Origin of the sequence: Pseudomonas sp. KU43P (assembly GCF_033095865.1) — a bacterium.
Taxonomy (GTDB): domain Bacteria; phylum Pseudomonadota; class Gammaproteobacteria; order Pseudomonadales; family Pseudomonadaceae; genus Aquipseudomonas.
This window is the reverse complement of sequence record NZ_AP019365.1, coordinates 1,825,333-1,838,798: the sequence shown is the minus strand read 5'-3', so window position 1 is coordinate 1,838,798 and position 13,466 is coordinate 1,825,333. Positions and strand designations below refer to the sequence as shown.

Here is a 13,466-nt window from a genome sequence, read left to right as displayed (position 1 = left end):
CGGCGGGCAGCGTGCGGCGGCCGGATGTACACAGGGGAACGGATGGGCAGCGGAAGAAATTAACGGCAGGACGCCGTGCCGGGCCTGTCAAAAAGTGAACTGCATCACGGCCACTGGCTTAGATCTGAAACTAATAGATACTCATTAACTTTCGTATTTGACAATCATTATCATTATGAATAGTTTGTCGCACGTCGTAGGAAGCTTCCCCATCTGGGGGGCTCCCTTTCCCTTCCGAGACAAGGTGATTTCCATGGCGGAACAACTATCCACAAGAAAGTGCGATTCACCCTTACTCCAGGCATTCGTCGACAACCGCAGCATTCTGGTCAAGATCGCCGCACGCATCACCGGTTGCCGCTCGCGCGCCGAAGATGTGGTGCAGGACGCGTTCTTCCGGCTCGGTTCCGCGCCTCAGATCACCTCGTCGTTCAAAGCCCAGCTCAGCTACCTGTTCCAGATCGTGCGCAACCTGGCGATCGACCATTACCGCAAGCAGGCAATGGAGCTGAAGTACTCGGGCAGCGAAGAGGAAGGCCTCAACGTGGTTGTGCTCAATGCCTCGCCGGAAGCCACCCACATCAACCTCGCGGCGCTGGAACACATTGCCGAGGCGCTCAACGAACTGCCCCCGCGCACCCGCTATGCGTTCGAGATGTACCGGTTGCATGGCGTGCCGCAGAAGGACATCGCCAAGGAACTGGGGGTGTCGCCGACCCTGGTCAACTTCATGATTCGAGATGCGTTGGTGCATTGCCGCAAGACGGCCAATCGGCAGGGGTGAAGTTCGGCGTCGCCTTCATCGCCGGCAAGCCGGCTCCCACAGGGACACCACCGATCTCAATGTCGGTGGGGTACCTGTGGGAGCCGGCTTGCCGGCGATGAAGGCGACTCGGTATCAGGCCAACTTGCACCGGTCGAAGAAGCGCTCACGCCCCAGGATCATCAGCGCCGCCCGCTTGTGCGGGAAGTCGAACTCCTTTTCGCAATGGAAGCACTGGTCCTGCATGTAGCCGATCATCTTGCCGTTGTCGGCCCTCGGTTCGGCGACGACCCGCTGGGTGCGCGGGTCGTCGAGGAACAGATAGTGCACCAGCGCCGACAGCCAGCTGGCGACCTTGTGCGGCCCCCGGTGGTTCTCTTCGCCCACCAGCATATGCACGCCACGGTCGTAATCGTCGGCCGGGTAGAACGGTGCAATGCGGTCTTCCTTGGCCCAATAGGCTTCGAAGTAGGCGAACGGTTGGTCGTCAAAGCTACCGATCAGGGTCAGGGCGTGCGGGTCGGCCTCGAGCTTGGCCAGGTATTCCCGGTGCTGCGCCAGCGAGCCGCCCTCCTGCCAGAACTTCTCCACCCGCGGGTTGTTCTGCCAGCGGTTGAAGCGCTCCAAGTCTCGGTCGATATCCAGGGTGCGCAGCGACACCCAACTGCCCAACCGGGCATCGAACCGGCGGTACACCTCGCCACGGGGCTTGGGCGACCGGCGCGGGTGGCGCTTGCCGTCGCTCAATTGCAGCTGCTGCGGGTAGGCGCCGGTCGACAGCTGGCCGAGCCAGGGTTGCGGCAACTGCCAGAACAGGGTGCGCTCGCACAGGTACAGCCCTGGCTTGTCACTTGCCACCAGCAGCCCGCTGCTCAGCGCCTCGGGCAGCGCTTGGGGCAACTGCCAGGCCAGGCGCTGACAGGCGGGGTCACGCGACAGCAGCCAGTAGCAGGCGGCCCACAAGGCTTGCTGCGGGCGCTCCGGGCACAAGCTTTCGACATGGACTTGCACAGTATCGCCCGGCACTAGGCGCACCTGGATCAAGGGGCGCTCATCCAGCGTCAGCCTCAGCCAGCAATCGCCCTCTTCGGCGTTGAGGCTGGGCCAGCGAGGCTGTGACAACGGCTGCGTAGCGGCATCGAACGGCATGGTCTCGGCTCACGGTAAGTGGAAGAAAGGCTCACTTGTGCAAACGTGGCCGCAGCCGGGGAATTTACTCGGCAGGCGCCGCGACGGTGATCCGGTAGGGTTGGAAGATCCGCGTCAGCTCACCGGTTTCACGCAGGTAACGCATCAAGGCGGCAAATTTCTGGTCGCTGATAGGGGCGCCTGGGCGCAGCAAGGCGTAGTGGTGATAGACCTGATCGATGCGCTCGGAAGCCATCAGCTGGTCGAGGCTGGCGGGGTTTCGCGTGAGGAAGTCGCTGAGGTAGGAGCGCGTGACCAGGGCGATGTCGGCACGCCCGGCCTGAACCATCAGCAGGTTGCTGTCGTGGGAGTAGGTCAGGGTCGCGTTGTAGGCCTTGCGCAGATACTCCGGGTCGGGGTTGAAGCGGGCGAAGGCATAGTGATAACCGTTGAACAGCGCCAGGCGCTTGCCGTGCAGGTCGTCGAAATAATGCTGGTCGCGGCCGTCGAGCTTCTTTGCAACGAACACTTCGGCATCTTCCAGGCCCATGTCCACGGCCTGGTGCGGGATCTGCTGCCAGCCCCACTCCGGGTTCTCGAAGATCGCCATGTCGGTACGGCCTTGCTGGAAGTCACCAAAGCGCCGCTGGATGGAGGTGGGCACCAGCACGAAGCGATACTCCGGCTGGAGGCGGTTAAGGGCCTCGACCAGTTGCGGCAGCAGCCCGGTGTCGGCGCCCTGCTCCGGGCGCACGGTATATGGCGGGAAATGCGCGGCACCAATCTTCACATCAATGGCGTCGGCCGCCCATGCCGGTGCCGCCAGCCAGGCAGCGGCCGCCAGCAGCAGGGTGGAAAAAACCTTCAGGCCGGGTGCTGGAGTCAAGACGGACACTCATCACGGTTCATACCTGGATGGCCTAAGCTAGGCGTTTTCGGATAACGGCACAACTGCTGGAAACGCCAAAGTGAGGGCATTTTGCCAGAGGGTGCCGTGAGCCCGGAGATTGGCTACGCTGCTCTAGCATGTACGGCATGGGAGCCTGGTATGGGCCACTGGTTGGTGATCGACCTGGAAGCCACCACCGATGACGGTGGCTGGCCGGTCACGGAGATGGAAATCATTGAAATCGGCGCCAGCCTGGTGACCCGCGAGGGCCGCGAGGTGGACCATTTCCAGCGTTTCGTGCGGCCGCGGCGGCGGCCGCAACTGACGCCGTTCTGCCGCGAGCTGACCCACATCAGCCAGGCCAGCGTCGACAGCGCCGCAGCGTTCCCCGAGGTATGGGCGCGGTTCGAGCGCTGGCTGGGGCACCACCGCGGGCAGTTGCAGGCCTGGGTGAGCTGGGGCGATTACGACCGCCAGCAACTGCTGCAGGAATGGCAGCAGCATCAGCTCGACAGCCTGTTGCGCACCCTGCCCCACATCAACCTCAAGCAGCGCTTCGCCAAGGCCCGCCACCTGCAGCGCCCGACCGGGCTCAACGGAGCCCTGCAACTGGCCGGCATGCACTTTTGCGGCCAGCAGCACCGGGCCCTGGAGGATGCGCGCAATACCGCGCGCCTGCTGCCCTTGAGCCTGCCTGAAAGCAGATGACGGCGTGAATGGGCTTGGGCATACTGGCCAGCCCTTTTTCACCCCCATTCTTTCAGGAGTCGCCCATGTTCCAGGTCAATGAGTACTTCAACGGCACCGTCAAGTCGATCGCCTTCGCAGGCACCGAAGGTCCGGCCACCGTCGGTGTGATGGCCCCGGGCGAATACGAGTTCGGCACTGCCAAGCGTGAAATCATGCACGTGGTTTCCGGTGCGCTGACCGTCAAGCTGCCAGGCAGCGACAACTGGGAAACCTTCAACGCCGGCGACAAGTTCAATGTGGCTGCCGACAGCAAGTTCCAGCTGCAGGTCAAGGTGGATACCGCTTACCTGTGCGAGTACCGCGACTAAGCAGCACGCCTGCACCGGCCTCATCGCCGGCAAGCCGGCGCCCACAAGAATGGACTGCCCCCAGGAAGTTGGACACCAATCCAAGCCTTGGGGGCAGTCCAAGAATCGCACCGCACTCTGTGGGAGCCGGCTTGCCGGCGATGAGGCCAGCGCTATTTCAGCAGAAACCCCGCCACCCGCTCTGCCGCCGCCTGCAGATGCTGTTCATGGCTGAACCCCGAAGCCTTCAGCGGCTTGAGGTCATGATCCCCCGCCACCAGCCAGCTCACCTCGATCGCCGGTGACAGCGCATACCCTTTCACCGCCTCCCGATTGCCCAACGCATCTCGCTCGCCCTGCACGATCAACGTCGGCGTGCGCAACTGCGCCAAATGCTCGACCCGTGGTTTCTCCGGTTTGCCCACCGCATAGAACGGATACCCCAGGCACACCAGCGCATCCGCGCCCAATTCGTCGGCCAGCAGACTGGCCATGCGCCCGCCCATCGATTTGCCGCCCACGGCCAACTTTCCTGTGACCAAAGGTCGCACCTGCCGGTAAACCTCGCGCCAGCAATCAAGCAACACCTTCTGCGGATTGGGCGGCCGCTTGCCACCCCCGACCCTGCGCTCGGCCATGTAGGGGAACTCGAAACGAATCACCCCTACCCCTAGCGCCGCAAGCCTTTGCGCCATCTCGTTCATGAAATCGCTGTCCATCGGCGCCCCTGCGCCGTGGGCCAGGATCAGGCACCCCTTGGGTGCGCTATCTGCCTGATTCCATGGAGGATCGCAGCGCAAGCCTGGGACATTTCCGATCTTCGCCCATTGATCCCCGTCAATACCGGCACTTTGCCCATTACTCATGCTTGCCTCGCTGTAAAGCCTGCCAAAATAACCGTGGATGGGAACCCATACATGAACACAACCAGCAGTACCGCCTACAACTACAAGGTGGTCCGCCAATTCGCCATCATGACGGTGGTGTGGGGAATCGTCGGGATGGGGCTCGGCGTCTTCATCGCCGCCCAGCTCGCCTGGCCTTCCCTCAACTTCGACCTCCCCTGGACCAGCTTCGGCCGCCTGCGCCCCCTGCATACCAATGCGGTGATCTTCGCCTTCGGCGGCTGTGCCCTGTTCGCCACCTCCTATTATTCGGTGCAACGCACCTGCCAGACCACCCTGTTCTCACCGCGCCTGGCCGCGTTCACCTTCTGGGGCTGGCAACTGGTGATCCTGCTGGCAGCGATCAGCCTGCCGCTGGGCTACACCAGCTCCAAGGAATACGCCGAACTGGAATGGCCCATCGACATCCTGATCACCATCGTCTGGGTCTGCTACGCCATCGTGTTCTTCGGCACGCTGATCAAGCGCAACACCAAGCACATCTATGTGGGCAACTGGTTCTTCGGCGCCTTCATCCTCACCGTGGCGATGCTGCACATCATCAACAACCTGGAGCTGCCGGTCAGCCTGACCAAGTCGTACTCGGTGTATGCCGGAGCCACCGATGCCATGGTGCAGTGGTGGTACGGCCACAACGCGGTGGGCTTCTTCCTGACCGCAGGCTTCCTGGGGATGATGTACTACTACGTGCCCAAGCAGGCCGAGCGCCCGGTGTATTCCTATCGCCTGTCGATCGTCCACTTCTGGGCGCTGATCACCCTGTACATCTGGGCCGGTCCGCACCACCTGCACTACACCGCGCTGCCCGATTGGGCGCAGTCGCTGGGCATGGTGATGTCACTGATCCTCCTGGCCCCGAGCTGGGGCGGCATGATCAACGGCATGATGACCCTCTCCGGTGCCTGGCATAAGCTGCGCAGCGACCCGATTCTGCGCTTCCTGGTGGTATCGCTGGCGTTCTACGGCATGTCCACCTTCGAAGGCCCGATGATGGCCATCAAGACGGTCAATGCCCTGTCCCACTACACCGACTGGACCATCGGCCACGTCCACGCCGGCGCCCTCGGCTGGGTGGCGATGATTTCCATCGGCGCGCTGTACCACACCATCCCGAAAGTGTTCGGCAAGGAGCAAATGCACAGCATCGGCCTGATCAACGCGCACTTCTGGCTGGCGACCATCGGCACCGTGCTGTACATCGCCTCGATGTGGGTCAACGGCATCGCCCAGGGCCTGATGTGGCGGGCGGTGAACAGCGACGGCACGCTCACCTACTCGTTCGTGGAAACCCTGGTGGCCAGCCACCCTGGCTTCATCGTGCGCTTCGTCGGTGGTGCGATCTTCCTCAGCGGCATGTTCCTGATGGCCTGGAACACCTGGCGCACCGTGCGTGCACCGGCCGCCGTCGCCGCCCCTGCCAACGTGCAACTGGCCTGAGGAGACCTGCCTGATGAAACATGAAGTGATCGAGAAGAACGTCGGCCTGCTGGCCTTGCTGATGGTGTTCGCCGTCAGCATCGGCGGCCTGACCCAGATCGTCCCGCTGTTCTTCCAGGACGTGACCAACAAGCCGGTGGAAGGCATGAAGCCCTACACCGCGCTGCAGCTCGAAGGGCGCGATATCTACATCCGCGAAGGCTGCGTCGGCTGCCACTCGCAGATGATCCGCCCGTTTCGCGCCGAAACCGAGCGCTACGGCCACTACTCGGTGGCTGGCGAAAGCGTGTGGGACCACCCATTCCTGTGGGGCTCCAAGCGCACCGGCCCGGACTTGGCGCGCGTAGGCGGGCGCTACTCGGACGACTGGCACCGCGCGCACCTGTACAACCCGCGCAACGTGGTGCCGGAGTCGAAGATGCCGTCCTACCCGTGGCTGGTGGCGCAACAGGTCGACAACAGCCACACCGACACCAAGATGCGCACCCTGCGCACACTGGGCGTGCCGTACAGCGACGAGGACATTGCCGGGGCGCGTGATGCGGTCAAGGGCAAGACCGAGATGGACGCCCTGGTCGCCTACCTGCAGGTGCTGGGCACCGCGATCAAGAACAAGAGGTAACTGCGATGGAAATGGACATCGGCATGATCCGCGGCCTGGGCACCCTGGTGGTGATGATCGCCTTCATCGGCCTCTCGCTGTGGGTGTTCAACCGCCGCCGCGACCGTGATTTCGCCGAAGCGCGCCTGCTGCCCTTCGTCGACGACCGCCTGCCGCCTGCGGGCCGGGAAACCGCCATTAGGAGTACCCAGCAATGACAACCTTCTGGAGTACGTACATCAGCGTACTGACCATCGGCAGCCTGATTGGCCTGGCCTGGCTGCTGCTGTCGACCCGCAAGGGCCAGAGCAGCGACACCACCGACCAGACCATGGGGCACAGCTTCGATGGCATCGAGGAATACGACAACCCGCTGCCCAAGTGGTGGTTTTGGCTGTTCGTCGGCACCCTGGTGTTCGGCGCTGGCTACCTGGTGCTCTACCCGGGCCTGGGCAACTGGAAAGGCATCCTGCCCGGCTACGAGAACGGCTGGACCGGCGTCAACGAGTGGCAGAAGGAAATGGACAAGGCCGACGCCAAGTTCGGCCCCATCTTCGCCAAGTACGCCGCCATGCCCGTGGAGGAAGTGGCCAAGGATCCGCAGGCGCTGAAAATGGGCGGCCGCCTGTTCGCCTCCAACTGCTCGGTGTGCCACGGCTCGGACGCCAAGGGCGCCTATGGCTTCCCCAACCTGACCGACAAGGACTGGCGCTGGGGTGGCGAGCCGGAAACCATCAAGGCGTCGATCATGAACGGCCGCCATGGGGTGATGCCGGCCTGGGCCGAGGTGATTGGCGAGCAAGGCGTGGCCGATGTGGCCGCCTATGTGCTGACCAACCTCGACGGCCGCAGCCTGCCGGAAGGGGTCAAGGCTGACGCGGCCAAGGGCAAGGAGATCTTTGCCGCCAACTGCGTGGCCTGCCACGGGCCTGAAGGCAATGGCACACCGGCCATGGGGGCACCGAACCTGAACCATCCGCAGGCGTTCATCTATGGGTCGAGCTTTGCTCAGTTGCAGCAGACCATTCGCTATGGCCGCCAGGGGCAGATGCCGGCCCAGGCGCAGATTCAGGGGAATGACAAGGTGCATTTGCTGGCGGCTTATGTGTATAGCCTGTCGCAGGCGAACGCTACTGAGGTCGTGACTGCTCAGTGAGTTGGACGTAAGAGATATTTCGACTGTTGGATCGAGCGCCGCCCGCGCGGCGCATCGCGGATAAATCCGCGCCTACATTTGTTGCAACGTACCTATGCCTGATAGGCCATGGTTGCCAGCTCTTGGGGTACGACGCGATTTCTCGGCGGGCGCCAAAGGCGGACAACCATGGCCTGACAGACCGTGGCACGTTGCAACAAATGTAGGCGCGGATTTATCCGCGATGCGCCGCGCGGGCGGCGCTCGATCTACGCCACACCACCAATACCAAGCCTCCCCTCGCCTTGCACCCCCCCCTAACCGAACTAAGCTTGTTGCCTCAGTGGACCTCGCCGCCAATCCAGCGAGGCAGACGTGGCGCAGCGCCTGACGCCATCCGCAGAAAAAGCTTGACCGATCGATCAGAAAAAGGTGAAAAACGGTACACATTACAAATATTTATTTGTGTACAATCGTTCGTACCCAGTTGCCGCGGGACACCGGCAACAGGGCCCGGACACGGGTCGGCGCACGTTCCTTGCGTTGCCATAACCCTGGTGGTTATCGATACTGGCGCCGATTTTTCAACCAACAAGAACACCAAAACCGTGGAACCTTAGAATGAGCACAGCAATCAGTCCGACTGCTTATAACTATAAGGTCGTCCGCCAGTTCGCCATCATGACGGTGGTCTGGGGGATCCTTGGCATGGGCCTCGGCGTCTTCATCGCCTCGCAGCTGGTGTGGCCGCAACTGAACCTGGACCTGCCCTGGACCAGCTTCGGCCGCCTGCGCCCCCTGCACACTAACCTGGTCATCTTCGCCTTCGGCGGCTGTGCGCTGTTCGGCACCAGCTACTACGTGGTGCAGCGAACCTGTCAGACCCGGCTGATTTCCGACAGCATGGCCGCCTTCACCTTCTGGGGCTGGCAGGCGGTGATCCTCGGCGCGCTGATCACCCTGCCGATGGGCTACACCACCACCAAGGAATACGCCGAACTCGAGTGGCCGATCGCGATCCTGCTGGCCATTGTCTGGGTTACCTACGCCCTGGTGTTCTTCGGCACCATCGTCAAGCGCAAGACCAAGCACATCTACGTCGGCAACTGGTTCTACGGCGCCTTCATCGTGGTCACCGCGATGCTGCACATCGTCAACCACATCTCGCTGCCGGTGAGCCTGTTCAAGTCGTACTCGGCTTACTCCGGCGCCACCGATGCGATGATCCAGTGGTGGTACGGCCACAACGCCGTGGGCTTCTTCCTTACCACCGGCTTCCTGGGGATGATGTACTACTTCGTGCCCAAGCAGGCCGAGCGGCCGATCTACTCGTATCGCCTGTCGATCGTGCACTTCTGGGCGCTGATCACCCTGTACATCTGGGCCGGCCCGCACCACCTGCACTACACCGCACTGCCTGACTGGGCACAGTCGCTGGGCATGGTGATGTCGATCATCCTGCTGGCTCCGAGCTGGGGCGGCATGATCAACGGCATGATGACCCTGTCCGGTGCCTGGCACAAATTGCGCACCGACCCGATCCTGCGCTTCCTGGTGGTGTCCTTGGCGTTCTACGGCATGTCCACCTTCGAAGGCCCGATGATGGCCATCAAGACCGTGAACTCGCTGTCGCACTACACCGACTGGACCATCGGCCACGTCCACGCCGGCGCTCTGGGCTGGGTAGCGATGATCTCGATCGGCGCCGTGTACCACATGATCCCGCGCCTGTATGGCCGCGACCAGATGCACAGCGTCGGCCTGATCAACGCGCACTTCTGGCTGGCGACCATCGGCACCGTGCTGTACATCGCCTCGATGTGGGTCAACGGCATCACCCAGGGCCTGATGTGGCGCGCCATCAACGATGACGGCACGCTCACCTACTCCTTCGTCGAAGCCCTGCAGGCCAGCCACCCGGGTTACATCGTCCGGGCCCTGGGCGGCGCGTTCTTCGCCTCCGGCATGCTGCTGATGGCCTACAACGTGTACCGCACTGTTCGCGCCGCCAACCCGGTGCAGGCTGAAGAAGCCGCCAAGATCGTCGTCGTGGGAGCGCACTGATGAAGCATGAAGCCGTCGAGAAGAACATAGGCCTGCTGGCCTTCTTCATGGTCATCGCCGTGAGCGTCGGTGGCCTGACCCAGATCGTCCCGCTGTTCTTCCAGGACGTGACCAACAAACCCGTCGAAGGCATGAAGCCACGCACCGCGCTGGAACTGGAAGGCCGCGATATCTATATCCGTGAAGGCTGTGTCGGCTGCCACTCGCAAATGATCCGCCCGTTCCGCGCCGAAACCGAGCGTTACGGCCACTACTCGGTGGCCGGCGAAAGCGTGTGGGACCACCCATTCCTGTGGGGCTCCAAACGCACCGGCCCGGACCTGGCGCGCGTGGGCGGGCGCTACTCGGACGACTGGCACCGCGCGCACCTGTACAACCCGCGCAACGTGGTGCCGGAGTCGAAGATGCCGTCCTACCCGTGGCTGGTCGAAAACAAGCTCGACGGCAAGGACACCGCGAAGAAGATGGACGTGCTGCGCACCCTCGGCGTGCCGTACACCGACGCCGATATCGCCGGTGCCCGCGACGCGGTCAAGGGCAAGACCGAAATGGACGCCATCGTCGCGTACCTGCAGGGTCTTGGCACCATCATCAAAAGCAAACGGTGACGCTGATGGATATCGGGATGATTCGCGGCCTGGGCACCGTGGTGGTGATGGTGGCGTTCGTGGGCCTGGCGCTGTGGGTGTTCAACCCACGGCGCAAGCAGGAATTCGACGAAGCCACGCAACTGCCCTTCGCGGATGATCCCGAGGCCAAACAGCACGTCGAGCAAGCGCAAGCAAAAGCTTCTGGGAGCAAACAACAATGACAACCTTCTGGAGTCTGTACGTCACCGTCCTGACCCTGGGCACCATCTTCTCGTTGACCTGGCTGCTGCTGTCGACCCGCAAGGGCCAGCGCGAAGAGGTCACCGACGAAACCGTCGGGCATGCCTTCGATGGCATCGAGGAATACGACAACCCGTTGCCGAAATGGTGGTTCTGGCTGTTCGTCGGCACCATCATCTTTGCCTTGGGCTACCTGGTGCTGTACCCGGGCCTGGGCAACTGGAAAGGCATCCTGCCAGGCTACAGCTACCTGGATAACGACAAGCAGACCGAGTTCACCAATGGCCAGCCAGGCTGGACCGGCGTGCACGAGTGGGAAAAGGAAATGGCCAAGGCCGATGCCCGCTTCGGGCCGATCTTCGCCAAGTTCGCAGCCATGCCCATCGAGGAAGTGGCCAAGGACCCGCAGGCATTGAAGATGGGCGCACGGCTGTTCGCCTCGAACTGCTCGGTGTGCCACGGCTCCGACGCCAAGGGCGCCTACGGCTTCCCCAACCTGACCGACAACGACTGGCGCTGGGGCGGCGAGCCGGAAACCATCAAGACCACCATCATGGGCGGTCGCCATGGGGTGATGCCGGCCTGGTCGGAAGTGATCGGCGAGCAGGGCGTGGCCGATGTGGCGGCGTTCGTGGTCAGCAAACTCGATGGCCGCAGCCTGCCGGAAGGCGTCAAGGCCGATGCCGAGAACGGGCAGAAGATCTTCGCCACCAACTGCGTGGCCTGCCACGGGCCGGAAGGCAAGGGCACGCCAGCAATGGGCGCACCTAACCTGACCCACCCGCAGGCGTTCATCTATGGGTCGAGCTTTGCCCAGTTGCAGCAGACCATCCGCTACGGGCGCCAGGGGCAGATGCCGGCGCAGGAACAGCTTCAGGGTAACGACAAGGTGCACCTGCTGGCCGCTTACGTGTACAGCCTGTCGCATCAGGCGGAGCCGGCCAAGGCCGAGTAAGGCAGGCCTGGCCCTATCGCCGGCAAGCCGGCTCCCACAAAAGCCTCCCAGTAGTACGGAGACCTTGTGGGAGCCGGCTTTCCGGCGATGAGGCCAGTGAATTCACCCGCTTCATGACCTGAATCAATTGACACCCGCCATATCACGATTCACATCGCCAACCCAATGCGACAAAAGGTCGCAGCGCGACCCCAGGGTGCCATCACCGGCGTATCATGGATCGCAGCGCGCCGGCAGACGGCGCGAGACTGCGGCCGGCATGCACTGGCCGCGGCGTTTCTCCACTGCCGTGGGACTTGATGATGAGCAAGCAAATTCCGGTACATGACGTCACCCCGCCTGCCAGCAAAGGGAAGGACTCCGTCGACCTCTACGCCTCTCGTGAGAAAATCTACACCCGCGCCTTCACCGGCGTGTTCCGCAGGCTGCGCATGGTCGGCGGGGCAGTGTTGTTCCTCCTGTACTTCGGCACCGTGTGGCTGAACTGGGGTGGCCACCAGGCCGTGTGGTGGAACCTGCCCGAGCGCAAGTTCTACATCTTCGGCGCCACCATCTGGCCACAAGACTTCATCCTGCTCTCAGGCATCCTCATCGTCGCCGCCTTCGGCCTGTTCTTCATCACCGTGTACGCCGGCCGCGTGTGGTGCGGTTACACCTGCCCGCAGAGCGTGTGGACGTGGATCTTCATGTGGTGCGAAAAAGTCACCGAGGGCGACCGCAACCAGCGCATGAAGCTTGACCGCGCGCCCATGAGCGGCAACAAGTTCCTGCGCAAGTTCGCCAAGCACAGCCTATGGCTGCTGATTGGCTTCGTCACCGGCATGACCTTCGTCGGCTACTTCTCGCCGATCCGTGAACTGGTCATGGAATTCTTCACAGGCCAGGCCGATGGCTGGGCCTACTTCTGGGTCGGTTTCTTCACCCTCGCCACCTACGGCAACGCCGGCTGGCTGCGCGAGCAGGTGTGCGTGTACATGTGCCCCTATGCACGCTTCCAGAGCGTGATGTTCGACAAGGACACGCTGATCGTCTCCTACGACCCGCGCCGCGGCGAAACCCGCGGCCCGCGCAAGAAGGACACTGACTACAAGGCCCAGGGCCTGGGCGACTGCATCGACTGCACCATGTGCGTGCAGGTATGCCCGACCGGCATCGACATCCGCGACGGCCTGCAGATCGAGTGCATCGGCTGCGCCGCCTGCATCGACGCCTGCGACAGCATCATGGAGAAGATGAGCTACCCCAAAGGGCTGATCAGCTACACCACCGAGCACAACCTGTCGGGGCAGAAGACACATAGGGTGCGCCCGCGCCTGATTGGTTACGCCGTGGTGCTGCTGGTGATGATCGGCGCCCTGGCCACTGCCTTCGCCACCCGTTCGCTGGTTGGTTTCGACGTCAGCAAGGACCGCGTGCTGTACCGCGAGAATGCCCAGGGACGGATCGAGAACGTGTACAGCCTCAAGGTCATGAACAAGGACCAGCGCGACCACGTCTACGTGCTGGACGCTACCGGCCTGCCGGACCTGCGCCTGGAAGGCCAGCGCGAAATCCGCGTGGCGGCCGGCGATATCGTCAGCCTGCCGGTGCAATTGTCGGTTTCCCCCGAGAAACTGCCCTCGACCACCAACGAAATCACCTTCATCCTCAAGAGCGCCGACGACAGCGCCGCCGAGGTCAATGCCAAGAGCCGCTTCATCGGCCCACAGATCCGCTGAGAGA

Annotated in this window: 15 protein-coding genes; 12 read left to right on the top strand and 3 right to left on the bottom strand. The window is 62.8% G+C overall.

Annotation, left to right across the window (positions count from 1 at the left end; genetic code table 11):
• Positions 1-253 precede the first annotated feature (253 nt).
• Positions 254-784, top strand: coding sequence for an RNA polymerase factor sigma-70 (locus tag KU43P_RS08475; RefSeq protein ID WP_317662264.1), 531 nt, complete (start codon positions 254-256; stop codon positions 782-784).
• Positions 785-898: 114 nt separating this feature from the next.
• On the opposite strand, the gene KU43P_RS08470 is transcribed toward KU43P_RS08475, so the two are convergent.
• Both KU43P_RS08470 and KU43P_RS08465 read right to left on the bottom strand, forming a co-directional pair.
• Positions 899-1,912: a GNAT family N-acetyltransferase gene (locus KU43P_RS08470; RefSeq protein WP_317662262.1), complete on the bottom strand. Its 1,014-nt coding sequence runs from the start codon at positions 1,910-1,912 to the stop codon at positions 899-901.
• Between the two features lie 64 nt (positions 1,913-1,976).
• Positions 1,977-2,777 carry a substrate-binding periplasmic protein gene (locus KU43P_RS08465; protein ID WP_317662260.1) on the bottom strand — a complete coding sequence of 267 codons (801 nt, stop codon included), beginning with the start codon at positions 2,775-2,777 and terminating at the stop codon, positions 1,977-1,979.
• Between the two features lie 162 nt (positions 2,778-2,939).
• On the opposite strand from KU43P_RS08465, the gene KU43P_RS08460 reads away from it, so the two are divergent.
• Positions 2,940-3,488 (top strand): exonuclease domain-containing protein, encoded by a 549-nt coding sequence (locus KU43P_RS08460; RefSeq protein WP_317662259.1) that lies wholly within the window; start codon positions 2,940-2,942, stop codon positions 3,486-3,488.
• Between the two features lie 65 nt (positions 3,489-3,553).
• A complete protein-coding gene (locus KU43P_RS08455) occupies positions 3,554-3,838 on the top strand; it encodes a pyrimidine/purine nucleoside phosphorylase (RefSeq protein ID WP_317662258.1) in 285 nt (94 codons plus the stop codon).
• 152 nt (positions 3,839-3,990) lie between these two features.
• Here the strand turns inward: KU43P_RS08455 and KU43P_RS08450 are convergent, their stop codons facing one another.
• Positions 3,991-4,683: an alpha/beta family hydrolase gene (locus KU43P_RS08450; protein ID WP_317662257.1), complete on the bottom strand. Its 693-nt coding sequence runs from the start codon at positions 4,681-4,683 to the stop codon at positions 3,991-3,993.
• Between the two features lie 51 nt (positions 4,684-4,734).
• Here KU43P_RS08450 and ccoN (KU43P_RS08445) point away from each other — a divergent pair, with 51 nt between their 5' ends.
• The 9 genes from ccoN (KU43P_RS08445) to ccoG all read left to right on the top strand — a co-directional run bounded on the left by ccoN (KU43P_RS08445) (position 4,735) and on the right by ccoG (position 13,462).
• Positions 4,735-6,159 (top strand): cytochrome-c oxidase, cbb3-type subunit I, encoded by a 1,425-nt coding sequence (ccoN, locus tag KU43P_RS08445; protein ID WP_317662256.1) that lies wholly within the window; start codon positions 4,735-4,737, stop codon positions 6,157-6,159.
• A gap of 13 nt (positions 6,160-6,172) precedes the next feature.
• Positions 6,173-6,781 (top strand): cytochrome-c oxidase, cbb3-type subunit II, encoded by a 609-nt coding sequence (ccoO, locus tag KU43P_RS08440; protein ID WP_317662254.1) that lies wholly within the window; start codon positions 6,173-6,175, stop codon positions 6,779-6,781.
• Positions 6,782-6,786: 5 nt separating this feature from the next.
• Positions 6,787-6,978 (top strand): cbb3-type cytochrome oxidase subunit 3, encoded by a 192-nt coding sequence (locus KU43P_RS08435; RefSeq protein ID WP_317662253.1) that lies wholly within the window; start codon positions 6,787-6,789, stop codon positions 6,976-6,978.
• Entirely contained in the window at positions 6,975-7,916 is a 942-nt protein-coding gene (gene ccoP, locus KU43P_RS08430) for a cytochrome-c oxidase, cbb3-type subunit III (RefSeq protein WP_317662251.1), read from the top strand. The genes KU43P_RS08435 and ccoP (KU43P_RS08430) overlap by 4 nt, the downstream gene beginning before the upstream one ends.
• A gap of 600 nt (positions 7,917-8,516) precedes the next feature.
• Positions 8,517-9,959 carry a cytochrome-c oxidase, cbb3-type subunit I gene (ccoN, locus tag KU43P_RS08425; RefSeq protein ID WP_317662249.1) on the top strand — a complete coding sequence of 481 codons (1,443 nt, stop codon included), beginning with the start codon at positions 8,517-8,519 and terminating at the stop codon, positions 9,957-9,959.
• Entirely contained in the window at positions 9,959-10,567 is a 609-nt protein-coding gene (gene ccoO / locus KU43P_RS08420) for a cytochrome-c oxidase, cbb3-type subunit II (protein WP_317662247.1), read from the top strand. The genes ccoN (KU43P_RS08425) and ccoO (KU43P_RS08420) overlap by 1 nt, the downstream gene beginning before the upstream one ends.
• 5 nt (positions 10,568-10,572) lie before the next feature.
• A complete protein-coding gene (locus KU43P_RS08415; protein ID WP_317662245.1) occupies positions 10,573-10,770 on the top strand; it encodes a cbb3-type cytochrome c oxidase subunit 3 in 198 nt (65 codons plus the stop codon).
• Positions 10,767-11,744 (top strand): cytochrome-c oxidase, cbb3-type subunit III, encoded by a 978-nt coding sequence (gene ccoP, locus KU43P_RS08410; RefSeq protein ID WP_317662243.1) that lies wholly within the window; start codon positions 10,767-10,769, stop codon positions 11,742-11,744. Before KU43P_RS08415 ends, ccoP (KU43P_RS08410) begins: the two co-directional genes overlap by 4 nt.
• Positions 11,745-12,046: 302 nt before the next feature.
• Entirely contained in the window at positions 12,047-13,462 is a 1,416-nt protein-coding gene (ccoG, locus tag KU43P_RS08405; RefSeq protein WP_317662241.1) for a cytochrome c oxidase accessory protein CcoG, read from the top strand.
• Positions 13,463-13,466: the final 4 nt, after the last annotated feature.